This is a genomic window from Exiguobacterium sp. s166, assembly GCF_018618855.1.
In the GTDB taxonomy this organism is placed as follows: domain Bacteria; phylum Bacillota; class Bacilli; order Exiguobacteriales; family Exiguobacteriaceae; genus Exiguobacterium_A.
In genome coordinates this window covers 448,857-475,523 of the sequence record NZ_JACSMU010000001.1, presented here as the reverse complement: position 1 = coordinate 475,523, position 26,667 = coordinate 448,857, and the positions used below count along the sequence as shown (strand labels likewise).

Genomic DNA, 26,667 nt, shown 5'->3' with positions numbered 1-26,667 from the left:
TTACAAGGTTTGTCATATAAAAAACGTGAAAACGAAAGTTAAACCGATTATTGTCGAAAAAACGGTTTGAAACCGATAAAAATGAGACTTTTGTAATATAAAAGTAACAATGACGTCATCTTTTTGTGGTCTATATGTAACGGCACAGCTTCATTTTGTCATGTATATTAATGTAAGTTACAAAACAGGGACAATTATGGAGGAGAGATTACATGATGATGAAACGAATAATCGCTAGTGTTTTAGCAGTCTTGTTAGCACTCAGTTCGTTTGCAGGTCTTCAAGCGGAAGCTGCAACTAAAAAAAATGTCAAGTCGTCGGTCGATAGTCTGATTGTTCGCCAGAAAGCTACCACAGCGTCCAAGAAACTCGGTCTTCTATATAAGAATCAAACGTTACCGTACAAAGCTAAAACAGGAAACTGGTATAAAGTAAGTTATAAAGGAAAAACGGCGTACCTCAGTGCCCGTTATTCGAAAGTCGTCACATCAAGCGGATCGAAAAAACAATCAACAGGTGGTTGGAAAACAATCACAAACGTAAGTGCAACAGCTTATACACCATACGATCCAGGTAGCGGTAATTTAACGGCAATCGGCTGGAACATCAAGAGCTCGAAAAAGAAAGTCGTAGCAGTTGATCCACGTGTGATTCCGCTTCGTTCAACAGTCAAAGTGTATTACAAAGGGAAATTAAAAGGGACATATACAGCAGCAGATACAGGTGGTGCCATCAAAGGCAAGAAGATGGACATTTTGTACTACTCACGTACCGAAGCATTTAACTGGGGTCGTCGTAACGTCACTGTTAAATACAAATAAGTCATTTCAATCAATCGTACATTGGTGCGATTGATTTTTTTTGTCCAAAAAAGCACTTCCTCTTGAAAGAGAAAGTGCTCAAAATGAGTTCAATTAAAGACGGACAATCAAGACATCACACTTCGCGTAACGTGTGATACTTTCTGAAACGCTACCGATAAAGAAACGTTCAACAGCGTTTAAGCCGGTTGCTCCACAGATAATCAAATCGACATTATGGTTGGGTGCAAGTTTTTTGGCGATGGTTACTTTCGGGGAACCGTATTCAATAGCGACTTCAACATCTTTTACACCACGCTCCTGAGCTGTCTTGACGTAATCATCGAGCAGTTCTTTTGCATAGGATTCGGCACGTTCAGTAATCGTCCGATCGTAGGCCTCGACAGTTGCGAAAGTCCGTGTATCGATGACGTGAGCAATGACGAGTTTGGCATTGTTTCGAAGTGAGACGTCAATCGCCGTTTCAAAAGCACGTTCTGCCTCTTTTGATCCGTCGACTGCTACTAAAATGTTATGATATACGATTGCCATCTTGTATCCATCCCTTCGTCTTCCTCTGATTTTACACCCTTATTATACCATTCCCTCAAGTAGAAGGTGAGGAACATTTAAGGAGATTTTAAAATTGTTCTTCGCCAGCGGAACCCGTAAGATGGAAAGAGATGAAAGGAGGCGATGCCAAGATGAGGCACGCGTTAATTACAGCAGGAACAAAAGGACTCGGTGAAATGGTGACCCGTCGTTTACTCGAGGAGGGGTGGCACGTCACTGCGCTTCACCGCTCGGAGCCGACGTTTGTTCACGAACGACTTCATTTGATTAAAGCGGACGTCACGCAGCAAAATCAATTGATGGATGCGGTTGAACAAACGATGACTGCCCACGGTCGGATTGACGCGTTAATTTTAAACGCGGGACCGTATATCTTCGAACGGAAATCGCTTGTCGACTATTCGGATGAAGAGTGGAATGAAGTAGTGACCGGTAACCTGACAGCCAGTTTTTGGTTATTGCGAAAAATCCTTCCGATTATGCGCGAACAACAATACGGACGTATCATTACATACGGTTTTCCGGAGAGTGCATCTGCACCCGGGTGGGTGGAGCGAGCTGCATTCGCCGCTGCGAAAAGCGGTATGGTCAGTTTGACGAAAAGTGTAGCGCTTGAAGAGGCGGAATACGGAATTACGGTAAACATGGTCAATCCCGGTAATATTGTGGGCGACAATAAGTCAAAACGGATTGAAGAGGCGACGGCGGATGAACAGACGCCGGTCGGACGGACAGGTGTCGGAGAAGATATCGCGCGGACGATTTCGTTTTTAGTAGCGGAAGAATCCAGTCTGATTACAGGGGCGATTCTTGATGTGACCGGTGGTGTCAATGTTGTGCATCAATCACGACCGTGATTTTTCGGAAGAAGGATTAACAGCTGGATTTGGCTGTGTATACAAATCAGGTGGGCGGAATTCGAATTCCGTCCACCTGATTTTTGTTTTTATTAGATTCTGATTTCGTTTACTGTACGGCTGTTACCGGTAAGGATTGGAGGTGCTTCGGATAGCGGGTCAGTGCTTCCGGTCCGCTCTCGGTTAAATGAATGTCATCTTCAATACGGACACCGCCGACGTTCGGGACATAGATCCCTGGCTCCAGTGTATATACGATTCCAGACTCCGCTGTCAGCAAGTTGTTCGATGCGAGTGACGGGAATTCATGGACATCGATGCCGAGACCGTGTCCAACACGATGGGTGAAATAGTCACCGTAACCGGCTTGTTCAATCACCTTCCGGGCAGCTTGATCTAATGTACCAAGAGTCACGCCGACCCGGCTGGCTTCCGTTGCTGCTTCAAGTGCTTGAAGAACTGTTTGATAAATAGTTTGTTGTTCTTCACTGGCTTCCCCGTAAACGAACGTCCGAGTAATGTCTGAGCAATATCCTTTCCAAACGACACCAAGGTCGAACAGAACGAAATCGCCTTCTTGAATGACTCGGTCACCGGGCACACCATGCGGATCGGCACTGTTTGCTCCGAATAAAACCAATGTATCGAACGACATCTCACGGACGCCCTTCTTTTTCATTTCGAACTCGATTGTTGAAATGACTTCCATTTCCGTGACGCCGGGACGAATCGCCTGTTTGCCGATTTCGATCGCTTCGTCAGCTAATGCTGCTGCTTCGCGGAGAATTGCAATTTCTTGAGCGTCTTTTTTTAGGCGAAGTGCTTGCAAGGGTTGACCGATATCAAGAATTGCCGCATTTTCCTGACGGGCTTCCAACTCTTTAAACCGGCTGAAAGTCATGTGTTCGCCTTCAATTCCAATTCGGTTATTGGAAATCGAAAATGTCTTCAGGGTTTCGCTAATTTTGTCAAATGGATGCTCGTGGTCCGCATACGTAATGACTTCGCCGTCCCATGGACTTGCAGCGACGATGTTGGCTTCGAGGGCTGGGCAGAAGAGGGCACGTTTTCCGTTAGCATCTACGATGACAGCCATCACACGTTCATGAGGTTCCGCATAGACACCTGAAAAATAAAACACACTCGCTTTTGACGTAATCAATGCAACGTCGATTCCTGATTCCTGTAATACACGACTAATCTGATTTGTCCGTTCTAACATATCGCTTCCACCTCTCTGTTCGTTTCAGGATTCAGTATACCATCGTTAGAAACGGAAAACATTTCTCGCAAATCGGGACTAGTACACTTTTCATTCGTTGGAGTGGTACAGTATAATGACAGAAGAGTAGAATATAGGAAAAAGAAGGGATACAGCATGCCTACAAAACATGAACAGATCATCCGGCACATTGAGGATCTCGATGTGGGCGCCAAAATATCCGTCCGGCAAATCGCAAAGGACTTAACGGTATCCGAAGGTACGGCATATCGTGCCATCAAAGAAGCGGAAAATTTAGGGTTCGTCTCAACGATTGAACGTGTCGGGACGATTCGCATTAAAAAGAAACAAAAAGAAAATATTGAAAAACTGACGTTTGCGGAAGTCGTCAATATCGTCGATGGACAGGTTCTCGGAGGACGTGACGGACTTCATAAGACATTGACGAAGTTTGTCATCGGCGCGATGAAGTTAGAAGCGATGATGCGTTATATCGATGTCGACAGTCTCGTCATCATCGGAAACCGGGAAAAAGCACATGAGCTGGTCTTGGATGCAGGAGCAGCAGTTTTAATTACCGGTGGTTTTGACACGACGGAAGACGCAAAACGATTGGCAGACGAAATGGAGTTGCCGATCATTTCCACGTCTTACGATACGTTCACTGTCGCGACGATGATCAACCGGGCCATCTATGACCGACTGATCAAAAAAGAAATTTTACTGGTCTCCGATATCTTAATTCCTTTACACGATACGTTTTATTTGCAAACGAACGACCCGATTGCCAGATGGCATGAACTTAATGAGCAGACAAAACATAACCGTTATCCGGTCATTGATGAACAGATGAAGGTTGTCGGTGTCGTGACGGCGAAGGATATCATTGACCGTCCACATGACTGGCCGGTCGAAAAAGTCATGACCCGTCACCCGATCACGGTCGGAATCCGGACAAGCGTGACGAACTCCGCGCACCAGATGGTATGGGAAGGGATTGAGATGTTACCGGTCATCGATCAGTACGGACGTCTGCTTGGCATCATCAGCCGGCAAGATGTCTTGAAAGCCCTGCAACTGGCGAACCGTCAACCGCAAGTCGGCGAAACGTTTGATGACTTGATCACAGGACAGATCAAAGCGGCAGAAGATGCGAGAGGACCTTACCTTTCACTCGAAGTCTCACCGCAGATGACGAACTTCATGGGGACGGCTTCGAGTGGTGTCTTGACGACCTTGCTCGTCGAAGGAGCGACACGGATGTTGCGTCATATGAAAAAGGGTGACCTCGTCATCGAAAATGTCAGCATTTATTTCATCAAACCTGTTCAAATCGAGAGTACGATTACGATTCGAGCCAATGTGTTTGATGTCGGACGGAAGTTCGGAAAAGTGGATGTCGAGATGTATCAAGGTACACAAATCGTGGCGAAAGCACTCGTGACGTCACAACTAATCGATCGATGACAGGGACTGGACACAAAAAAAGACGGTAGCTACCGTCTTTTTTACGATTGTTCCGACTGTTCCATTTCACGGACGACATACGGATAGATTTTCTTATAGCGGATGAAACCTGCGATAAATGAAGCGACACCGATGACAATTAGAATCGAACAGACGACTTTTCCGATCGTCGTCGTCAATCCGTCACCAGACACAAATTGGTTAACGGCAAAAAGAATGACGAACAAGCTGAGCCAGATGCTCGCTTGCGTATTGAATAAAAATTTCCGGTTCGTGCTTTTCGTATGAAACGCACGTCGTTTTGCAAGTAAATATCCACCAAGAGACAAGACGATTAACAGAATGAGAACAAACTGCATATGGATGACCTCCTTTTCTTTCTATATCTGTTTGTATCATATCAATATTTAGAGGAGCTGTGCACTGTGAAAGAACAAATCAGACAATTGATTGAACAAGCATCGACAATCATCATTCATCGGCATGAACGTCCGGACCCTGATGCGCTAGGCAGTCAGTTTGGATTACAGCTGGTTTTACAAAAGCGATTTCCCGATAAAACAATAAAGGCAGTGGGCGAGATGGCGACCTCCCTTTCATTCATGGGAGAGCTCGATGCTGTAGAAGCAGCAGAGTACGCGCATGCACTCGTCATCGTCCTGGATACCGCCAATCAAGGACGGATCGATGGAGCGGAAGCCTTAAACGGTCAACACACGATTAAAATCGACCACCATCCGGACGAAGATCCATACGCCGACGTTCAACTTGTAGATACAACCGTCAGTTCGACGTCAGAATTATTGGTTCACCTCTTAAATGAATGGGAGTACGAGATTCCGGCAACGGCGGCGATTCAATTTTATGCAGGAATTGTCGGTGATACAGGCCGCTTCCAATTCAGAGGCACGACAAGCCGGACATTTTCCGTCGCAGCGCAACTGCTGGATACAGGAATCGATACGGATTGGCTCTACCGCAACATGTATCAGACGGAACTGGTTGCTTTACAGTTACAAGGCTATGTCTTGCAACATATCCAGTTGACGAAAGCCGGCGTCGGGTATGTCGTGTTGACACAGGATACATTGGCGACATTCGATGCGACCGTTGAACAAGCGTCCCTCCTCGTCAATAGCTTCGCAGGTCTGAAAGGCTTAAAAGCATGGGCATTATTCCTCGAAACTGATAAGGAAGTTCGTGTCCGCCTGCGTTCGAAAGGGCCGGTCATCAATGAGGTAGCCAAAGAATTTAATGGTGGCGGACATCCGATGGCATCAGGTGCGACGATCAAAGATTTGACGGAAGTGGATACGGTCGTCTCCCGTTTGAATGAAGTGGCAGAAGCCTTTACGTTCTAATAAAAAAAGGCTGCTCGCCATCATCCTGTTTCGGATACATGGCGAACAGCTTTTTTTAGCATCAATGAGTGGAAGCCTCTTCTTGAGGGATGAACCAAGTTCCCCGTTCTGTGTGATCTTCAATGACGTTTAATTCAAGTTCTTTAACGGACTTCCGGATTTTTTCAGCGATTTCTTCAGTCTCGGTAAATGCGGTTACCCCTAATTTCAGTTGTTCTACTTTTTCGCGGGCAATTTGGCTACGGTTTAAAATCATGGCAAACTCTCCTTCCTTGCAAGTCATGATGTTCTCTTTTTATTGTAGCGAAAAATGATGGGGATGGCGAGACTCAGAAACGCATAGATATGAAACTTCTGAAAACGTTTCATTTATGGAAGGAATAAAAGCAGATGAGAATGGAGGAAAAAGAATGATCCAACTAAATGTCCGTACAGCATACAGTCCTTTGCAAAGTACGATTCGGATGGATCGTTATCTGGATGAGGTCAAACGACGCGGCTTTTCAGCTGCAGCCATCTGTGAAACGTCCTTGACCGGCGTGCCGGCGTTCATGGCAGGTTGTGCGCAACGGGAACTGACTCCGATCATCGGACTAGAACAAGTCATAGAACCGGATGAACTCACGATTTTGTGGTATGCGAAGACGAGTCATGGACTAAAAGCACTCTACCGGCTTGCCAGTGAGATGCCTGTTGAAGACTATTCACAATTGATCGCTGTCCTGGAACCAAAACGCCAAGCACCGGAAGATGACTCGCGCTTACGGCGTCTCATCGCCCACTGGATGGGATCAGCGCACAAAGCGAAGATTTTTCTCGGCGTCAAGGCGGTCCGGTCGACCGTTGAGCGCGACAGCAGGGAACAGTACCGTCAAGCGGCAAATGAGCTCGGAATCGAAACGATTCCCATCGATCCTGTTCGTTATCTGTTTCGGGAAGAGGCGGAAGCGTTTCAAGCTTTGCGTGCGATTGACGAAGGGTCGACGTTCGCTGATCAAAAAGTCAGTCGGACGGCTCACTTTAAACTAATGGAGGAGTTGCACGAGCAGTATACTGATCGGGAACTGCGGTTGCTGAAACAATGGGGAGAGTCGCAGGAAACATTGACGTTGCCGTTTCAATCACGTCCTCTCCCGCAAGTATCGGATGATTCGAATCATGCATTGAACCGTTTGGCGCATGATGGCTTGCTCGCACATGGACATGTCGAGGAAGAAGCGACAAAACGGTTGCAGTATGAACTGAAAGTCATTGAAAAAACGGGATTTGCTGATTACTTTCTGATCGTCGAAGATTTAGTGCGCCATGCGAAGGTAAAAGGCATCCGTGTAGGACCGGGACGGGGCTCGGCCGCAGGGTCGCTCGTCAGTTATGCTCTCGGGATTACGACGGTAGACCCACTGAAATACGGGTTGTTATTTGAACGGTTCTTAAATCCGGAGCGGATCTCGATGCCCGATATCGATATTGATATCGAAGATGAGCGGCGGGAAGAAGTGCTTGAGTACCTGGTCGAACGGTACGGGAAGCAACATGTCGGTCAGATCGGAACGTTATCGACTCTTGGAGCGAAAGCAGCATTACGCGATGTTGCACGGGTGTTGGAGTTTTCTAAAGATGAAACAGATGCGGCAGCGAAACAGTTGGGAAAAGTGACGACATTACAAGGCCTTGAACAACAGGCTTCCATTTACCGCTGGTTCTCGGGCAGTGAAAAACGACGCCAATTACTGCAGCTTGCTCAAGCAATTGAAGGATTACCACGCCAACGTTCCATTCATGCTGCCGGTGTCATCATCGGATCAGATGAGTTGATCGAGACGACACCGGTTGATTTGAATGCCAGCGGACGGTTCGTTACACAATATCTAATGAAGGCCATCGAACAACAAGGATTGCTGAAGATTGACTTATTGGGGTTACGGAATTTAACACGACTGCGGCAGATGGAACAATTGATTCAACATACGTACCCCGATTTCTTGGTGGAACGGATACCGGACGAGGACAAAGCGACGTTACGATTGTTCGCCAAAGGGGAGACGGATCACATCTTCCAATTTGAGTCGGCCGGAATGAAACAGACGTTACGGGAGGTCAAGCCCAATCAGTTCGAGGATCTGGTCGCGACGATGTCACTGTTCCGTCCGGGACCGATGAAATTCATCGATCTCTATGCGAAACGAAAAGCCGGTCAACCCTATCAAATGGTCCATCCGATTTTAGAAGAGATTTTAACCGCGACGTACGGCGTCATCGTCTACCAAGAACAAATCATGGAGATTACACGCCGGGTCGCCGGATTCACCTTGGCGCAAGCTGATTTATTACGGCGGGCAATCTCGAAAAAAAGCAGTCAGTCTGTAGAGGCGGAAAAACAACGATTTATTGAAGGGGCGCTGCAAAACGGTTTTGATTTAACGGTCGCCGAAACGTTGTACGATCAAATTGAACGGTTTGCCGGATACGGATTTAACCGTAGTCATGCCGTGGCGTATACGAAAATCAGTTATGCCCTCGGATACATGAAGGCCCATTATCCACAAATCTTTTCATTGGTATCGATCGATCAACCGGAACGTCTCGTGCGTGTCATGCGGGAAAAACGTCTTCCGGTACTGCCGCCTGATATTTGGATGTCGGATTACCGTTCGACATTAGAAGGTAAAGGAATCCGGCTCGGCGTTCAAACACTTCGGGGAATCACGGAAAAAGATTTTCAGACGTTACGGGAAGCGGCCAAAACCTCGCAAACGATTACACAATTATTGTCAGCAGTTGGTTGGGGGAAAAAAGAACGGGCTAAGATTGAACTTTTGTTATACAGCGGAGCGCTCGATCGGGCAACTCATGGAGACCGTGGGCTAGCGGAACAGGAAGTCCTTGACTACTTTACGATGGCTTCGAATACACTTCTTCCGGATGAACTCGCAAGTCTCGGGCGAAGAAAGACAACGGCACAAACGAACCGGACAGCAACGGACTGGGCACGCCTTGAGCGTGAATCACTCGGATTTTGGTTGACCTATTCCCCATTGATGACCGCGATGAAGCCGCCGGTTGAAACGACGCATTTTCAAACGGTTTCCCTTGAAGGCAATCAAACCAATTACCTGGTCTGTTATATTGAGCAAATCCGTGAATTTAAGACAAAACGCGCCCAAACGATGGCGGTCATGCATGCCGTTGATGGGTATTCGACGGAAGAAGTTGTCGTTTTTCCGCAACAGTATGCAGCGTTTAAACGTTCGTTGTATATCGGAAACGTCTTGTTGATTGAAGTGAAGGTGCAGGAACGCGAAGGGAACCGGCAATTCGTCCTGGAGCGGTTACGTCCTTTAGGGCAAGATGTGTTATTCGTCAAACTACCGTCCAAAAATGATCTCGCGGTTCTTGAGCGGATGCTCGAGACCGTCCCCGGGGATATTCCGGTCGTCGTTCGTTATGCCGATACGAATGAGACCAAATCACTGCCGGGAATGTATGCCATCCAACAGGAAGAAGAATTGATGGCGCAACTCCGGATTCGATTCGGGGAAACGAATATCATCTTGAAAAATGTCCCTCGTTCGAACTAGTAGTAGGTAATAAGATTTGTTATAATAAGGGGTAATTGGTCTGACCAATGACCGCCGGAATAAGGAAATGACGCATGCGTCAGGAAGGTGGTGCTGTACAAATGGAGAAAAAGCGGAATGCTTTTGAAATGAATATTTCAGCAATCAAAACGATGATCGAACAGGATGGTTTTGTGCCGGGAGATCGAATTCCATCAGAACGTGAATTGGCAGAACGACTGTCAATTAGTCGTCCGTCCGTCCGGGAAGCACTTCGGACGTTAGCTTATCTCGGAATCATCGAGACGAGGCACGGCGGAGGTAGTTTTCTTTTAAACCGTGATGACCATACCTATATTCAAATCATCGCACAATTTTTAGTGACCGGCGATTCAAAGTTTGAAGATCTGGCAGGAACACTTCGTTTGCTTGAACAAGCAGCATTTGTTCAACTCGCAGACGCGTCCATTCTAGAAGTGCACGTCGATTCCGATGCGGCTTTTCGGGAAACGCTGATCGCTACAATCGATAACGATTTGTTTGAGCGGATTTGGCGGCAAGTGAATGCCTTCTATCAAAGTTTTGGTCAAGGGGAGCTCTATACGCGAGCGGAACGGGAAGCTTTTCTAAAACGCTCGTAGGAACCACAAGGGGGAACTAACGTGCAAGCATTTTTTCGAAAACCTAAAAAATTTGTCACTTTGACATCAAAAGAACAACGGGTCGATGTACCGGTTGGTTTAATGACGAAATGTCCGAAGTGCAAACTGATTCAATATACGAAACAACTCGAAGCCAATTTAAAAGTCTGTGTCTGTGGCTACCATCATCCGTTAACTGCTACCGAACGATTTGAACAATTGTTTGATGCGGGAACGATTACGTATTTCGATTTACCGGCAGTGAAGGCAGATCCACTCGATTTTCAGGATTATCCGGAAAAGCTGAAAGGAGATCAAGTACGGACAGGACTTGAAGAAGCGATTGTCTGCGGTGTTGGTCAAGTGAATGGATATCCGCTTGTAGCCTGTGTCATGGATGCACGTTTTCGGATGGGCTCAATGGGAGCGGCAGTCGGAGCTGCGATTGCAGAAGCCATCCGTTATGCAACGAAAGAACGGTTGCCTGTAACGATCTTTTCGGCTTCCGGTGGAGCACGGATGCAAGAGGGAATGGTCAGCCTGATGCAGATGGCGAAATCGAGCTTATTCCTGAAACAACATTCGGATGCCGGATTATTGTACGTTTCATGTATGACACACCCGACGACAGGTGGCGTGTCAGCCAGTTTTGCCATGTTAGGTGATTTTAATATTGCAGAACCCGGTGCCTTGATCGGCTTTGCCGGTCGCCGGATCATTGAACAGACGATTCGTGAAAAATTACCGGAAGACTTCCAAACGTCAGAGTTTTTATTGCAGGCGGGACAACTCGACGATGTCGTATCGCGACACGACTTGAAAACCTACTACACACGTATTCTGATGATGCACTCGGAGGGAACCAATCATGCAACCATTTGATCAACCAGTAATCGCATTGCGCGAAAAAATATTAGAACTGCACGATATGGCAGAGACACAAGGGCTCGATTTTAAAGAAGAGCTGAATTTATTGGAAGAACGGCTACGTCGATTAGAACTCGATATTTACGGGAATATGAAAGCGTGGAACCGTGTCCAACTGGCACGGCATCCGGAGCGTCCGACGACACTTGATTATGTTCGTCTGATCTGTGACGATTTCATTGAATTACATGGTGACCGGCACGGTTACGATGATGCAGCAATCGTCGGAGGAATTGCGATGCTGAATGGTCAAGCCGTGACAATCATTGGTCATCAGCGAGGAAAAGATACGAAAGAAAATATCCGCCGGAATTTCGGTATGCCGCATCCTGAAGGCTATCGAAAAGCTTTACGATTGATGCAACAAGCGGTGAAGTTCAATCGTCCGATCATCACGTTCATTGATACGAAAGGCGCGTATCCCGGCCGGGCAGCGGAAGAACGGGGACAAAGCGAAGCAATCGCGAAGAATCTCTTTGAAATGGCCGGAATGCCGGTCCCGATTATTTCGATCGTCATCGGTGAAGGCGGATCAGGTGGAGCACTTGGAATCGGTGTCTGTGATCAGTTGTTGATGTTGGAGAACTCCACGTATTCCGTCATTTCACCTGAAGGTGCAGCTGCCCTTCTTTGGAAAGATGCGAGTCTTGCTGAAAAAGCGGCAGAGTCAATGCAAATTACGGCGCCGGACTTACTTCGACTTGGAATCGCGGATGGAATCATCCCGGAAGTCATCGGTGGAGCGCATTTAGATGTTTCATTACAGGCCGACAAAGTAAAATCTGTTCTAGAACAAAGACTTGCCCAACTGACCCGTTTGACACCAGAGCAGTTAATCGAGAAGCGCACAGAAAAATATCACCAAATTGGCACATAACCTGCATGTAATCGCTATCATGATTGGCATTCCTTATTTCGTGATAGGATGAACAAACTGCTGTAGAAAGTTTATGCAGTCTGCCCTGTTGTAAAACAACAAAACTACGTGCTATTTTAGACTAAGATTAATGGAGAGGTGATTAACGTGAGTTTGAAACGGATTGCTGTTTTAACAAGTGGAGGCGACGCACCCGGCATGAACGCTGCAGTGCGTGCTGTAACACGTAAGGCGATTTTTCATGGACTGGAAGTATTTGGCGTCTATAACGGATATCAAGGTCTGATTAACGGAGATCTCGTCCAATTGAACCTTGGTTCAGTCGGTGACATCATTCAACGAGGCGGAACATTCCTTCGTTCTGCACGTTGCCCAGAGTTCCGGACAGAAGAAGGACGTGCGAAAGCTGTCGTCAATCTGAAGAAATTCGAAATTGATGCACTCGTTGTCGTTGGTGGTGACGGGTCTTATCGTGGTGCCCAAAAATTGACGGGACTTGGTTTCCCGACAATCGGTCTCCCTGGAACGATCGATAACGATATTCCAGGTACGGATTACACGATTGGTTTCGATACAGCACTCAACACGGCACTGGAAGCGATCGATAAGATTCGTGATACAGCGTCGTCGCATGAGCGGACGTATGTCATCGAAGTCATGGGACGCGACGCAGGGGATATCGCTCTTTATGCTGGATTAGCCGGCGGAGCGGAATCAATCCTGGTCCCAGAGCGACCAGAAGATTTAAAAGAAGTCCTAAACCGGATTCAAAGCGGTGTCAATCGTGGTAAAAAACACTCGATCGTCATCGTGGCAGAAGGTGCCGGACGCGCGCAGGATGTGGGAGACGAGATCGCCAAAGAAACAGGACTTGATACACGTGTCACAGTATTAGGTCATGTTCAACGCGGTGGTGCGCCGACAGCTGCTGACCGTGTATTGGCAAGCCGGATGGGTGCTTATGCAATCGACATCTTGCTTGAAGGTAAGCAAGGACGTGTCGTTGGGGTACGCGGTGGCAAGATGATTGATCTTGATATCGATGAGGCATTGGACGAAAACAAACACGAACTGGATCTTGGAATCTTAGAGTTGTCAAAACAACTATCAATTTAAGATCGACCGATATCAGTCGGAGTAGAATAGGTTTTATTGGCATTGTGATTGAACAGCCAAACATTGTAGGAGGTTTATGGAATATGCGCAGAACTAAAATTGTATGTACGATTGGACCGGCGTCAGAAAAACGTCTTCCAGAAATGATTGAAGCGGGTATGAACGTCGCTCGTTTGAACTTCTCACACGGTGACTATGAAGAACATGGTGCCCGTATTACGGACATCCGCCGTGCAGCAGAAGAAGCAAATAAATTAGTTACGATTCTTTTAGATACAAAAGGTCCTGAAATCCGTACGCATACATTTGAAGAAGGCAAAGCTCTTCTCGTACGCGGCAAACAAGTCATCGTCGTCAGTGGTGACGCGAACGAAATCGTCGGAACAGCAGACAAGTTCTCTGTCACGTACGATGGTTTATATGATGATGTCGAGGTCGGTTCGATGATCATGTTAGATGACGGATTAATCGGACTTCGTGTCGCAGAAAAACTCGAAAACCGTGAACTCCTTTGTGACATCGAAAACGAAGGAATCATCAAAACGAAAAAAGGCGTTAACTTACCAAACGTAAAAGTTAACTTACCTGCTTTGACAGACAAAGATATCGCAGACATCGAGTTCGGAATCAAAAGCGACATCGATTTGATTGCTGCTTCATTCGTTCGTCGCGCATCTGATGTCGTTGCGATTCGTCAATTGCTCGAAAAACACAATGCAAGTCATATCAAAATCTTCCCGAAAATTGAAAACCAAGAAGGTGTCGACAACATCGAAGAAATCATCGCGATTTCAGACGGTTTGATGGTCGCACGTGGTGATCTTGGAATCGAGATTCCGACGGAAGAAGTTACACCAACACAAAAAGATCTCATCAAAATTTGTAATGACTACGGTAAACCGGTCATCACAGCAACGCAAATGCTTGACTCGATGCAACGTTTCCCACGTCCGACACGTGCCGAAGCATCAGACGTCGCAAACGCGATTCTTGATGGAACAGATGCGATCATGCTTTCAGGTGAAACAGCAGCCGGGGACTACCCAATTGAGTCTGTTCAAATGATGCATACGATTGCGAAGCGCACAGAAAAAATGCTTGACTACAAAATGCTCTTGAAAGATCGTCAAACACGCAGTGAGCACACTGTGACGGATGCAATCGCTCAAGCAGTTACGCATACAGCGATCAACCTGGACGCTAAAGCAATCTTGACACCGACTCAGTCTGGTTACACAGCTGCCCGGATTTCAAAATACCGTCCAGAGCCAAACATCGTTGCCGTTACACCGAGCGCGCGTGTTGCACGTCAACTCAATATCGTTTGGGGTGTTTACCCGATCGTTGTCGATCATTTGTCAGACAACACGGATGACATGTTGACACTTGCTGCTGATACAGCAAAAGAAGCAGGATTCGTTACAGACGGTGACCTCGTCGTCATCTCTGCAGGTATCCCGGCTCTTACGGCAGGTACGACAAACATGTTGAAAATCCATATCGTCGGTAAAGAGATCACAAACGGTCGCGGAATCGGTGAGCGTGGTGTCGTTGGCGAAGTCGTCATCGCTCATACAGCTGAAGAAGCAAACGCAAAAGCAAAACCAGGTATGATTCTGATCACGAACTCAACGGATCGCGATATGATGCCTGCAATCGAGATGGCTGCAGCAATGGTCACAGTAGACGGCGGATTGACAAGCCATGCTGGAATCGTTGGTCCTTCACTCGGTAAACCGGTTATCGTCGGTGTTGAAAATGCCATGACAATCTTCACGGATGGTCAACGTATTTCAATCGATCCTTTAACAGGTAAATTGTACAACGCATAATCAATGAAACGGATGTGGCGAAAGCCATGTCCGTTTTTTCAAATCGGGGGTTTGAACATGGAAGCCTATCTTTTTTTGATTGGTCTCGTGTTGATTGGTGTCATCGCTCAAAATAAATCGTTGATCATTGCGGCCGCATTTTTACTCATCATCAAAGCAATCGGGCTCGACGGTCGCCTGTTCCCGTCGTTACAGGCGAAAGGCATCACATGGGGGGTCACGTTGATCACGGCGGCGATTTTAGTACCGATTGCAACGGGAGACATCGGATTTAGAGAATTACTGAACAGTATCCGGGGACATATCGGGATCATTTCATTTTTAGCAGGGATTTTTGTAGCCATCATTGCAGCCCACGGCGTTGGTCTGATGAAGGAAGATCCACTCGTCACGACAGCACTGCTTGCCGGAACGATTCTTGCAGTTGGACTGTTCCGCGGTGTACCGGTTGGTCCTTTGATCGGAGCAGGAATTGCAGCTCTTGTCATCGGAATGTGGGATATCATCGTTAAAACAATCAGTGGTTAAATTATGTAACAATAGTGAACTGAATTAATTTTTTGATAATAGTATGCAAGTTCGTTCACTTTTTGGTTAATTTTGTTTATACTAAGAACAGAAACAAGATGGTCTATTCAAGAGCAAACGGTTCAGAGTGGGGAACGACTCTTGCGTAGACGTCTTTTTTTCAATACGGAAATGAAAGCGTTTTAAATTTCTGGGGGAAAAAAAGGGGGATTTTTGTATGACACAAACAAAAGGTTTAGAAGGAATCGTCGCGACAGCATCGAAGATCAGTTCGATCATTGATGGTCAGTTGACGTATGGTGGGTATACAATTGATGATTTGGCGGAGCACGCCTCATTTGAAGAAGTGGTCTTTTTACTTTGGAATGACCGCTTACCAAAAGAAGACGAACTGAAGCAACTGTCAGAAGCTTTGATTGCTGAAGCAACGGTCGCACCAGCAGTTCTCGAGACATTAAAAGTGGCGCCGAAAACCGCCAACGCGATGTCAGCCATTCGCACGGCTTTATCACAACTCGCATTATATGATGAATCGGCTGAAGATATGTCGACAGAGGCGAATTACGCTAAAGCCATCAAACTCCAGGCGCAGATTGCGACACTCGTAACAGCGTATGCACGAATCAAAAAAGACCAAGAGCCGGTTGCACCGAAAGCAGGTCTTTCTTATGCGGCAAACTTCCTCTACATGCTGACAGGCGAAGAACCGACAGAAGTAGCAGAAAAAGCCTTTAACCAAGCACTCGTCTTGCATGCCGATCACGAACTGAACGCTTCAACATTTACAGCACGTGTCTGTGTTGCAACCCTGTCAGATGTCTATTCAGGCGTCACAGCTGCCATGGGTGCTTTGAAAGGTCCGCTTCACGGTGGAGCGAACGAAGCGGTCATGAACATGTTGCTTGAAATTGATTCAGTTGAAAAGGTTGACGAGTATGTTCATAATAAACTTAAGAACAAGGAAAAAATCATGGGCTTCGGTCACCGTGTCTACAAAGACGGCGACCCGCGTGCGAAGCACCTCCAGGAGATGAGCCGTCAATTGACAGCTCAAATCGGAGAACCGAAATGGTACGAGATGTCAGTCAAGATTGACCAAATCGTCCAATCGGAAAAAGGATTGAAACCCAACGTCGATTTCTATTCCGCTTCCACATACCATGCACTTGGACTTGATACGGAATTGTTTACGCCAATCTTTGCCGTCAGTCGTATGTCAGGTTGGTTAGCGCACATTTTAGAGCAGTATAGTGACAACCGCCTCATTCGTCCACGCGCCGATTATATTGGTGAAACACACCGGACATACGTGTCCATGAACGAACGTTAAAAAAGACGGAGAGGAGAAATCCTCTCCTGCTTTTTGATGACATCAATCATATTCAAGGGGGATTTTACAAATGGCTACAATTCAAGGCGAAAACATCACGGTAACAAACGGCACACTTAACGTACCAAACGCTCCAATCATTCCGTTCATCATCGGTGATGGCACTGGACCTGATATCTGGAATGCTGCAGTTCGTGTCTTTGATGCTGCTGTCGAAAAAGCATACAACGGTGAAAAAAAGATTGAATGGAAAGAAGTGTACGCTGGAGAAAAAGCATTCAACAAAACAGGAAACTGGCTTCCAGAAGAAACACTTGACCTGATCCGCGAACACATCATCGCGATCAAAGGACCACTCACGACACCAGTCGGCGGCGGAATCCGTTCGTTAAACGTTGCGCTTCGTCAAGAACTTGATTTATATACATGTCTTCGCCCGGTCCGTTACTTCACAGGTGTTCCTTCACCGGTTAAACGCCCAGAAGATACAGACATGGTCATCTTCCGCGAAAACACAGAAGATATCTACGCTGGGATCGAATATGCTTCAGGCAGCGAAGAAGCACAAAAATTACTTAACTTCCTGCAAACAGAGATGGGTGTCAACAAAATCCGTTTCCCTGAAACGTCTGGTCTCGGGATCAAACCGATCTCAAAAGAAGGAACAGAACGTCTTGTCCGTGCAGCGATTGAATATGCACTCGAAAACAAACGTGCTTCATTGACGCTCGTTCACAAAGGGAACATCATGAAGTTCACAGAAGGTGCATTCAAAAACTGGGGTTATGAACTCGCAGAACGTGAATATGCAGAACACGTCTTCACATGGAACCAGTATGACCGCATCAAGGATGAAGAAGGCGCTGATGCAGCGAACAAAGCACAATCTGAAGCAGAAGCAGCTGGCAAGTTGATCGTCAAAGATTCGATTGCTGATATCTTCTTACAACAAATCTTGACGCGTCCAAAAGAATTCGATGTCGTTGCAACGATGAACTTGAATGGTGATTACATTTCTGATGCGCTTGCAGCACAAGTCGGCGGAATCGGGATTGCACCTGGTGCTAACATCAACTACATGACAGGTCACGCGATCTTCGAGGCGACTCACGGTACAGCACCGAAATATGCGGGACTTGATAAGGTAAATCCATCTTCTGTCATTCTTTCAGGAGAAATGATGTTCCGTCACCTTGGATGGAATGAAGTTGCAGACTTGATCATTCAATCAATGGAAAAATCAATTGAAAATAAAGTCGTCACATATGACTTCGCACGTCTCATGGATGGTGCGACAGAAGTGAAATGTTCTGAATTCGCAGATGAACTCATCAAGAATATGTAATCTTGAATAGGGGGACGGGGCAATGAATCGACGAAAAAAGATTTCGGTCATCGGGAGCGGATTCACAGGGGCAACAACAGCACTGTACCTCGCTCAAAAAGAGTTAGGGGATATCGTGCTCGTTGATATGCCGCAACAGGAAAACGCGACCAAAGGAAAAGCACTTGATATGCAGGAAACAGCACCGATTCAAGGTTTTGATGCCTGGATCAACGGGACATCTGATTATCAAGACATTCAAGATTCTGACATCGTCGTCATTACGGCGGGGATTGCCAGAAAACCGGGGATGAGTCGTGAAGATCTTGTCAGCACGAATGCAAACGTCATGAAAGCCGTCACGAAAGAAATCGTGACCCATGCACCGGAATCGATCATCATCGTGTTGACGAACCCTGTCGATGCGATGACGTATACCGTCTTTCAAGCATCCGGTTTTCCGAAAGAACGCGTCATCGGTCAGTCCGGTGTGCTCGATACGGCGCGTTTCCGGACGTTCGTCGCAATGGAACTCAATGTCTCCGTTAAGGATATCTCCGGATTCGTGCTCGGTGGGCATGGCGACGATATGGTACCGTTGTTACGTTATTCCTACGCGGGCGGAATTCCGCTGGAGAAACTGCTGACACCGGAACGATTAGCTGCCATCGTCGAACGGACACGCAAAGGCGGCGGTGAAATCGTTCAGTTACTCGGGAACGGTTCGGCCTATTACGCACCGGCAGCTGCCATCGTCGAGATGGTGGAAGCAATTCTAAAAGATCAGCGGCGAATTTTGCCGGCGATTGCCTATCTCGAAGGAGAATACGGGTATGAGGACTTGTATCTCGGTGTTCCGACCATTCTTGGTGGGAACGGCGTGGAACGGGTACTGGAGTTGGACTTGACGTCAGAAGAAAAGCAAGGGCTGGATCAATCCGTTTCAACGGTCCGTTCTGTGTTGGAAATGCTCTGACTTCAATTTTAGTAAACAAGGCATCCAATCAAAAGATTGGGTGTCTTTTTGTATTGGATTAAAAAATCCTCTTTTTGTAAGAAACATGTAACATGAATGCTTGTTTTTTAGGGTAAACCTTTACAGTATACCTGTTTTTTAAAACTTTAAAGGGGGAAATTTCATGCGCGCCGTTACGTATCAAGGTACAAAAAATGTCGAAGTGAAAGATGTTCAGGATCCGTCGATTGAGAAAAACGATGATATCATCGTCAAAATTACGTCAACTGCCATCTGTGGGTCAGATTTGCACATCTATCAAGGAAATATGCCGGCAAAAAAAGATTATGTCATTGGACATGAGCCGATGGGAATCGTTGAAGAAGTTGGTCCGGATGTAACGAAGGTCAAGCGCGGAGACCGAGTTGTCCTGCCGTTCAACGTCGCGTGTGGACATTGTTTCTTTTGTGAACATGATATGGAGAGTCAATGCGACAATTCGAACGGGAATCCGCACGTCGATACAGGCGGATACTTCGGATTTACGGAAGAATTTGGAGGACATCCGGGCGGTCAGGCAGAGTACTTAAAAGTCCCGTTTGGAAACTTCATGCCACTCGTTGTTCCGGAGTCTTGTGAACTGGAAGATGAAGCCTTACTGTTCCTGTCCGATGTCATTCCGACAGCTTACTGGAGTGTTTTGAATGCCGGCGTTAAAAAAGGGGATACGGTCGTCATTCTCGGATCGGGGCCGGTCGGATTGATGACACAGAAATTTGCCTGGATGCAAGGAGCAAAACGGGTCATTGCCGTTGATCAGCAAGTATACCGGTTAAATCATGCCAAGATGACGAACCGCGTCGAAACGGTCAATTTGCAGGATCACAAAGAGACCGGTCAATATCTGAAGGAACTGACTCAGGGCGGCGCAGATGTCGTCATTGATTGTGTCGGACTGGACGGTAAGATGTCGGCTGTTGAAAAAGTGGAACAAAAAATCGGTTTGCAAGGTGGAACGTTGAGTGCCATCAATATCGCGAAAGATGCTGTTCGGAAATTTGGAACGGTCCAATTGACAGGTGTCTATGCCAAAAAATACAATCAATTCCCGCTCGGAGATTTCTTTACGCGGAACATCACGCTAAAGATGGGACAGGCTCCGGTCGTTCATCTGATGCCCGAATTGTTCCAAAAAATCATCAATCAGGAGTTTGATCCAACCGATATCATTACGCACAAAATTGATTTGGAACAGGCAGCCCATGCCTACCAAACGTTTAACGATCATGAGGACGGGTGCATTAAAGTCATCTTAAAACCATAACGCAACCAGCATAAAGACCGCTTCTGACATCCGAAGCGGTCTTTTGTGTGAAAAATTATATCTGATGTACCGTGTGGGCGTCATGATTAAAAGAACAAGACGGGCCAAAGGAAACCTACGGCAAGACCAAGCAGAAGACCCACGAAGACCTGAAACTCGGTGTGTCCGACCAGTTCATTGAGCAGAGGTGTCTTGTGCCGGATTCCTTTGAAATAATCATTTAACAGCTTAGCCTGTAACCCGACGGCTTGGCGAACGCCGGTCGCATCGTACATGATGATGACAGCGAAAATGGCGGCAAGTGCGAACAGGGAAGAACTAAAGCCTTCTTGAAAACCAATCACGACAGCCAGTGCGACGACAGTCGAACTATGTGAACTCGGCATGCCGCCTGAAGCAAACATGATTTCAAGGTCAAATTTTTTTGTTTTGATTAAACCGGTGACGAGTTTGGCGGCTTGTGCGATAAACCAGGCCGTAATTGCTGCAAACAACGGGTGATTCCATTCCATATTCATTCCTCCACATAATCACGATATGTAACTGTTTCCCCAATTCCGTCATTTCAACACGGGAAACTACTGGAAGAAAGTGTCCGACCTTAAAGATTATGTAAAGAAAGACCAGAAAGATTTGTGGTTTAGTAGCGAAAGTCGTTAAGATGAAGACAGAAGAAGCGGATTCCACGGAATTCCTCATTCAAAGATGAAATGTGCTGAGGAGGCTAACTGTCTTGAAAGATAAAATAATCGTTGTTGATGATGAACTCTCGATTGCCACACTTTTAAAATTTAATTTAGAGCAAGCCGGTTTTGTTGTTGAAACGGCCCATGATGGAATGACAGGGTTGAAGTTAGCGGAGAAACAAGATGCAGCGTTAATTGTCCTGGATCTCATGTTACCGGAACTGGATGGACTGGAAGTCTGCAAGCGACTACGCCAACAAAAAATCAATACCCCGATTTTAATGCTGACGGCAAAAGATGATGAGTTTGACAAAGTGCTCGGACTGGAACTCGGAGCAGATGATTATTTGACGAAGCCGTTCAGTCCGCGTGAAGTCGTCGCCCGTGTTAAAGCCATCCTGCGCCGAATGAACCAGCAGAATGTCGCGGAAGAAGTGACGGATGGAACGATCCTGATTGGAGACGTCAAAATCGTACCGGATAACTACGAAGCATTCAAGGCGGAAGAGCGACTCGAATTGACACCAAAGGAATTTGAGCTGTTAGTATATCTCGCAAAAAACAAAGGACGTGTTTTGACGCGGGACCAATTGTTGTCCGCCATCTGGAATTATGACTTCGTTGGGGATACGCGAATCGTTGATGTGCACATCAGTCATGTTCGAGAAAAAATTGAACCGAATACGAAAAAGCCGATCTACATTAAAACGATTCGCGGATTAGGTTACAAAATGGAGGAGCCGAAAGCGGAATGAGTAAATACCGCAAACGATTCATTCTGAAAATGTTGTCTTTCATCAGCCTGGTCTTAATCGCACTGGGCTTTTTGCTTGGACAATCATTTAAAGATTTTTATATCAATAATGAAAAAGAAAAATTAGTGGATGAAACTTCACTTGTGGAGTCCATTTTACGGGAGCGGACAGTGCCGGATATGGCAGCCTACGTCGATAAGATGTATGCTGAATCGAATTTCGACATGATTTTATTTAACGGTCGCGGGGAAATCATTGCCGGAACCCCGGTCGATGTCACGAAGCTAAACGTTAGGGCCATTAATTTTTCTGCCATCCCAAACGATGGCACATTCGAATCGAAAGTCGATGAAACGAGTCTTCAATATACGAAACCCGTCCTGACGGCTGACGGTGGGGAAGTCTACATCAGTTTCATCCGCTATACAAAAGATTTGAACATGATTTATTCGCGAATTTGGACCGTCATCATCTTATCTCTTCTGACTTCGCTTTGTATTATTTTCTTCGCTGTCTACAGTTCGACAAAACGTTTTTTACGACCGATTGCGGAAGCGACAGAAGTCTTATACGAGTTGTCACACGGGAACTATAAATCACGTGTCTACGAATTGACGGCACCGGATGAATCGAGAGATCTCGGGAAATCCATTAATCTGTTGGCCCGGAACCTAGAGAATGCGTCTTCCGGCGAAGCGATGCAACGGGCGCGACTTGAGTCACTGATTGAATACATGGGTGCCGGCTTGATGTTGATTGATGAAAAAGGCTATGTCTTGCTTGTCAATCGAACGTACCGGGAAATGTTCAATATCTATGGTCAATCAAATGGACAATTGTACTACCGGGTCTTACCAAATGAAAAGATGAGTCAAGTGATTGAAGATGTCTACTTGACGGAAAAACCAAACCGGAAACAATCAAGTGTCCGATTTGGTTTAAACAGTCGGACCTTTATGGTCAGTGCAGCACCGATTTTCGGGAAAAATGGACGTGTCCAAGGGACGACGGTCGTTTTTAACGATATTACAGAAATCAAAAAGCTCGAACAGATGCGTAAAGACTTCGTTGCAAACGTCAGTCATGAGCTGAAGACACCGTTGACTTCCATCAAAGGATTTGCGGAGACACTGCTCGATGGAGCACAAGACGTACCGGAAATCAGGGAGCAGTTCCTGAACATCATCCACGATGAATCAGAGCGGATGCAGACGCTGGTCGAAGATTTACTTGAACTGTCGCGTCTCGAACAGGACAATTATCAGCTGGAGACGACGATTGTCGACGTTACGAGTTTACTCCGTGAAACTGAAACACTGTTACAACGAAAAGCAACGGAAAAGCAGATGACGATTCATCTCGAGACAGAAGAAGAAGTATTTATCCGGGCGGATTTAAATCGCTTAAAGCAAGTCGTCGTCAATCTTGTCGCGAATGCCTTGAACTATACGCCGAACGGCGGTAATGTCTGGGTCAGTCTAGAGGACGGGGAAGAAGCCGTCATGCTCCGAATCAAGGATGATGGAATCGGGATTCATCCAAAAGAGATGCAACGGATTTTTGAACGGTTTTACCGCGTGGATAAGGCGCGGAGTCGAAATTCAGGCGGGACCGGTCTTGGTCTGGCAATTGTGAAACATATCATTGATCTTCATCATGGGACAATCGAGGTTGAATCCGAGGAAAATGTCGGGACGACCTTTACGATACGTTTACCAAAAAAGGGATGAGGGTTCATATTTCCTTTACAGAATAATCGTATGCTTAAAGTACCTTCTTCATCATCTGTGCCTCGACTGGTTCAGCTCCCATGTCGGGACACGCAGTGGCGACTGGCTATTTAGCCGGTCGTCTTTTTTTGTCTGCTTTTTTAGCGAACAAATGTGTGTAGAGTGATACAATAAGAACAGAAAATCTTCCAAAGGGGCGTAGATGATGGAAAACAAACTTTTATTGATTGATGGAAATTCACTGACGTATCGAGCTTTTTTTGCGTTACCACCGATGACGGATGCGCAAGGACGCAATACGAATGCAGCTTACGGTTTTACGATGATGTTGTTGAAATTACTTGAAGAGGAACAACCGACACACATGCTCGTCGCATTTGATGCATCAAGCGAAACGTTCCGGCATGACGTGTACCAAGAATATAAAGGCAGTCGTGAAAAGACGCCTTCAGAGCTCCGGGAACAGTTTCCGATTGTCCGGGACATCTGTGAAGCGTTAGGCATTCAAATGATGGAACTTCACCGCTACGAAGCGGATGACTTGATTGGGACATTGGCACAAACGATGCCGGCTGATCGCATCCGAATCGTGACGGGAGATAAGGATTTACTTCAACTCGTGACGGATCAGGTCGAAGTGTTGATTACGAAGCGTGGTATCACAGACGTTCTGTGTATGACAGAAGAATTATTTGCTGAAACTTACGGCGGATTAAAGCCGATTCAGATGATTGATCTGAAAGGTTTGATGGGCGATAAATCCGATAATATTCCAGGAGTTCCGGGAATCGGTGAAAAAACAGCCGTCAAATTGATTTCTGCTTATGGATCAGTCGAAGGTCTGTACGAACATGTCGAAGACTTAAAAGGGAAACAAAAAGAAAAAGTCATCGCGAATGAAGAATTGGCACGGTTGTCAAAAGAACTCGCGACAATCAAGCTGGACGTTCCGCTTGATGTCACACTCGATGACTTACAGATCAGTGACGTCGATACACAAGTACCGTATTCATTGTTCCAATCACTTGGCTTTAAATCCTTAACGAACCGGTTTGCTCCCGTCGTTGAAGAAGCGGATAAAGAACAGTTAAACGTCCAAACGATTACTTCTTTCCCGACAGATGTTACAGATGCTGTGTTGGTCGTTGAACAACTGCGTGAAGATTACATGGAAGAAGAGATCATTGGATTTGGTATCGCGACACCGAATCAAATTTATGTCGCGTCCTTGGAACTTGTCCATGATCCGGCCTTCCGTGATTGGATTGAATCAGAACATCAAAAAATTTGCCTCGATGCGAAGCAGGTCGCGTTCGCTTTACGTAAACACGGGCTGAAATTAACGGCATTCGATGACTTGTTGCTCGCCGGTTATTTATTAAACTTGAGCGGAGGAACGACCCTGGCGTCGATTGCCGGACATTATATGCTGATGGCACCGAATGAAGAGTCTGTCTTAGGAAAAGGCGCAAAACGTCTTACTCCGGCAGACGAGGTGTTGCATCCTTACTTGGCGGAAAAAGCCCGCATGATTGAACTGTTATTCCCGAAAGTCAAAGAAGAACTGAAGGCAAACCAACAGTTTGAGTTATATGAGACACTGGAACGTCCATTATCCGGCGTATTGGCTGAAATGGAATGGACCGGAATTCGCGTCGACGTGGCAACACTTCAGGAGATGCAAACCGATTTGGGAGGACGTCTACACGATTTGGAACAATTGATTTACGGGGAAGTCGGGGAAGAGTTCAATATCAATTCGCCGAAACAGCTCGGCGTCATCCTGTTCGAAAAACTTGAATTACCTGCCTTCAAGAAAACGAAGACCGGTTATTCAACAGCGGCCGACGTACTAGAAAAACTTCGTCCGCTACATCCGGTCATCGACCACATCATGTTGTACCGCGAATTGCAAAAACTGCAATCGACGTATGTCGAAGGCTTACAGAAGGTCATCAAGGAAGACGGAAAAATTCATACCCGATTTGCTCAAACGATTGCTCAGACAGGACGTCTCAGCTCCGTTAATCCGAACTTACAAAACATTCCGGTCCGGATCGAAGAAGGACGAAAAATCCGAAAAGCGTTTGTGCCGAGTGAATCAGGCTGGTCCTTGTACGCCGCCGACTATTCCCAAATCGAATTGCGGGTCATGGCTCATATGTCGGAAGACAAAACACTTGTCCAAGCGTTCTTGGATGATGCCGATATTCACACGCAGACAGCGAGCAGTGTCTTTGGTGTCGCACCGAATGACGTCACAGGCAATATGCGTCGTCAGGCGAAAGCCGTCAACTTTGGAATCATTTACGGAATCAGTGATTACGGTTTGTCGCAGAACTTGAATATTTCACGTAAAGAGGCGCAAGACTTCATCGACCGTTATTTCGAATTGTTCCCGCAAATCAAGTTGTTCATGGATGCAGCGATTGAGAAAGCACGGATGAACGGTTTTGTCGAAACGCTGATGAATCGCCGCCGGAATATTCCTGACATCAATTCGAAAAACTTTAATTTGCGCGGTTTTGCGGAACGGACGGCGATTAACACGCCGATCCAAGGTTCAGCAGCCGATATCATCAAAAAAGCCATGCTCGATGTCCATGCCGCCCTGGAAGCATCTCCGTTGCAGGCTCGTCTGTTACTGCAAGTGCACGATGAATTGATTTTTGAAGCGCCGGATGAAGAGCTGGATGCGCTCAAGACGCTAGTCAAACAAGCGATGGAACAGACGGTTCACTTGTCTGTACCATTACGTGTTGATGGTGATGCCGGTCATTCATGGTACGAAACCAAATAAGAAGT

At 46.4% G+C, this 26,667-nt stretch carries 23 protein-coding genes; 18 read left to right on the top strand and 5 right to left on the bottom strand.

What is annotated here, in order from left to right:
• The first annotated feature begins 215 nt into the window (after positions 1–215).
• Complete coding sequence (locus tag KNP93_RS02380) at positions 216–821, top strand: 3D domain-containing protein (protein ID WP_251138593.1); 606 nt, start codon at positions 216–218, stop codon at positions 819–821.
• A gap of 93 nt (positions 822–914) precedes the next feature.
• On the opposite strand, the gene KNP93_RS02375 is transcribed toward KNP93_RS02380, so the two are convergent.
• Positions 915–1,352, bottom strand: a complete 438-nt coding sequence (locus tag KNP93_RS02375; RefSeq protein ID WP_026827730.1) for a universal stress protein — start codon at positions 1,350–1,352, stop codon at positions 915–917.
• A gap of 152 nt (positions 1,353–1,504) precedes the next feature.
• On the opposite strand from KNP93_RS02375, the gene KNP93_RS02370 reads away from it, so the two are divergent.
• Complete coding sequence (locus KNP93_RS02370) at positions 1,505–2,230, top strand: SDR family oxidoreductase (protein ID WP_131502801.1); 726 nt, start codon at positions 1,505–1,507, stop codon at positions 2,228–2,230.
• Positions 2,231–2,339: 109 nt separating this feature from the next.
• Here KNP93_RS02370 and KNP93_RS02365 read toward each other — a convergent pair whose 3' ends face one another.
• On the bottom strand, positions 2,340–3,452 hold the full coding sequence (locus tag KNP93_RS02365) for a M24 family metallopeptidase (protein WP_131972390.1): 1,113 nt from the start codon (positions 3,450–3,452) through the stop codon (positions 2,340–2,342).
• Positions 3,453–3,608: 156 nt separating this feature from the next.
• Between KNP93_RS02365 and KNP93_RS02360 the strand changes: the two genes are divergently transcribed.
• Positions 3,609–4,919 (top strand): DRTGG domain-containing protein, encoded by a 1,311-nt coding sequence (locus KNP93_RS02360; RefSeq protein ID WP_026827733.1) that lies wholly within the window; start codon positions 3,609–3,611, stop codon positions 4,917–4,919.
• Positions 4,920–4,960: 41 nt separating this feature from the next.
• Here the strand turns inward: KNP93_RS02360 and KNP93_RS02355 are convergent, their stop codons facing one another.
• Positions 4,961–5,278: a YtpI family protein gene (locus KNP93_RS02355; RefSeq protein ID WP_131502799.1), complete on the bottom strand. Its 318-nt coding sequence runs from the start codon at positions 5,276–5,278 to the stop codon at positions 4,961–4,963.
• A 66-nt stretch (positions 5,279–5,344) separates the two neighbouring features.
• Here KNP93_RS02355 and KNP93_RS02350 point away from each other — a divergent pair, with 66 nt between their 5' ends.
• Positions 5,345–6,280 carry a DHH family phosphoesterase gene (locus KNP93_RS02350; RefSeq protein ID WP_131972391.1) on the top strand — a complete coding sequence of 312 codons (936 nt, stop codon included), beginning with the start codon at positions 5,345–5,347 and terminating at the stop codon, positions 6,278–6,280.
• A gap of 61 nt (positions 6,281–6,341) precedes the next feature.
• On the opposite strand, the gene KNP93_RS02345 is transcribed toward KNP93_RS02350, so the two are convergent.
• Positions 6,342–6,536, bottom strand: coding sequence for a YtzJ family protein (locus tag KNP93_RS02345; protein WP_114595250.1), 195 nt, complete (start codon positions 6,534–6,536; stop codon positions 6,342–6,344).
• A gap of 154 nt (positions 6,537–6,690) precedes the next feature.
• On the opposite strand from KNP93_RS02345, the gene dnaE reads away from it, so the two are divergent.
• The 11 genes from dnaE to KNP93_RS02290 all read left to right on the top strand — a co-directional run bounded on the left by dnaE (position 6,691) and on the right by KNP93_RS02290 (position 20,691).
• Positions 6,691–9,858, top strand: coding sequence for a DNA polymerase III subunit alpha (gene dnaE, locus KNP93_RS02340; protein WP_214852908.1), 3,168 nt, complete (start codon positions 6,691–6,693; stop codon positions 9,856–9,858).
• A gap of 74 nt (positions 9,859–9,932) precedes the next feature.
• The gene (locus KNP93_RS02335) at positions 9,933–10,478 is read left to right on the top strand and encodes a FadR/GntR family transcriptional regulator (protein ID WP_233494506.1); all 546 of its coding nucleotides are present in this window, start codon (positions 9,933–9,935) and stop codon (positions 10,476–10,478) included.
• 21 nt (positions 10,479–10,499) lie between these two features.
• Positions 10,500–11,360 (top strand): acetyl-CoA carboxylase, carboxyltransferase subunit beta, encoded by an 861-nt coding sequence (gene accD / locus KNP93_RS02330; RefSeq protein ID WP_131972393.1) that lies wholly within the window; start codon positions 10,500–10,502, stop codon positions 11,358–11,360.
• Complete coding sequence (locus KNP93_RS02325; protein WP_131502795.1) at positions 11,347–12,282, top strand: acetyl-CoA carboxylase carboxyltransferase subunit alpha; 936 nt, start codon at positions 11,347–11,349, stop codon at positions 12,280–12,282. Before accD ends, KNP93_RS02325 begins: the two co-directional genes overlap by 14 nt.
• A 153-nt stretch (positions 12,283–12,435) precedes the next feature.
• On the top strand, positions 12,436–13,398 hold the full coding sequence (gene pfkA, locus KNP93_RS02320) for a 6-phosphofructokinase (protein ID WP_256442161.1): 963 nt from the start codon (positions 12,436–12,438) through the stop codon (positions 13,396–13,398).
• 83 nt (positions 13,399–13,481) lie between these two features.
• Complete coding sequence (pyk, locus tag KNP93_RS02315; RefSeq protein WP_131502794.1) at positions 13,482–15,230, top strand: pyruvate kinase; 1,749 nt, start codon at positions 13,482–13,484, stop codon at positions 15,228–15,230.
• 51 nt (positions 15,231–15,281) lie between these two features.
• Complete coding sequence (locus KNP93_RS02310; protein ID WP_165871641.1) at positions 15,282–15,758, top strand: DUF441 domain-containing protein; 477 nt, start codon at positions 15,282–15,284, stop codon at positions 15,756–15,758.
• Positions 15,759–15,975: 217 nt separating this feature from the next.
• Complete coding sequence (citZ, locus tag KNP93_RS02305) at positions 15,976–17,088, top strand: citrate synthase (protein ID WP_131972395.1); 1,113 nt, start codon at positions 15,976–15,978, stop codon at positions 17,086–17,088.
• A 70-nt stretch (positions 17,089–17,158) separates the two neighbouring features.
• The gene (gene icd / locus KNP93_RS02300) at positions 17,159–18,433 is read left to right on the top strand and encodes an NADP-dependent isocitrate dehydrogenase (RefSeq protein WP_026827743.1); all 1,275 of its coding nucleotides are present in this window, start codon (positions 17,159–17,161) and stop codon (positions 18,431–18,433) included.
• A 22-nt stretch (positions 18,434–18,455) separates the two neighbouring features.
• Positions 18,456–19,388, top strand: a complete 933-nt coding sequence (gene mdh / locus KNP93_RS02295) for a malate dehydrogenase (protein ID WP_214852905.1) — start codon at positions 18,456–18,458, stop codon at positions 19,386–19,388.
• A 163-nt stretch (positions 19,389–19,551) separates the two neighbouring features.
• The gene (locus KNP93_RS02290) at positions 19,552–20,691 is read left to right on the top strand and encodes a zinc-dependent alcohol dehydrogenase (protein WP_131502790.1); all 1,140 of its coding nucleotides are present in this window, start codon (positions 19,552–19,554) and stop codon (positions 20,689–20,691) included.
• Positions 20,692–20,777: 86 nt separating this feature from the next.
• Here KNP93_RS02290 and KNP93_RS02285 read toward each other — a convergent pair whose 3' ends face one another.
• On the bottom strand, positions 20,778–21,209 hold the full coding sequence (locus KNP93_RS02285) for a divergent PAP2 family protein (RefSeq protein ID WP_369835016.1): 432 nt from the start codon (positions 21,207–21,209) through the stop codon (positions 20,778–20,780).
• Positions 21,210–21,424: 215 nt separating this feature from the next.
• On the opposite strand from KNP93_RS02285, the gene KNP93_RS02280 reads away from it, so the two are divergent.
• The 3 genes from KNP93_RS02280 to polA all read left to right on the top strand — a co-directional run bounded on the left by KNP93_RS02280 (position 21,425) and on the right by polA (position 26,662).
• A complete protein-coding gene (locus KNP93_RS02280) occupies positions 21,425–22,132 on the top strand; it encodes a response regulator transcription factor (RefSeq protein ID WP_131502789.1) in 708 nt (235 codons plus the stop codon).
• On the top strand, positions 22,129–23,862 hold the full coding sequence (gene pnpS / locus KNP93_RS02275) for a two-component system histidine kinase PnpS (protein ID WP_131502788.1): 1,734 nt from the start codon (positions 22,129–22,131) through the stop codon (positions 23,860–23,862). The genes KNP93_RS02280 and pnpS overlap by 4 nt, the downstream gene beginning before the upstream one ends.
• Before the next feature lie 202 nt (positions 23,863–24,064).
• On the top strand, positions 24,065–26,662 hold the full coding sequence (gene polA, locus KNP93_RS02270; protein WP_188004591.1) for a DNA polymerase I: 2,598 nt from the start codon (positions 24,065–24,067) through the stop codon (positions 26,660–26,662).
• Positions 26,663–26,667: the final 5 nt, after the last annotated feature.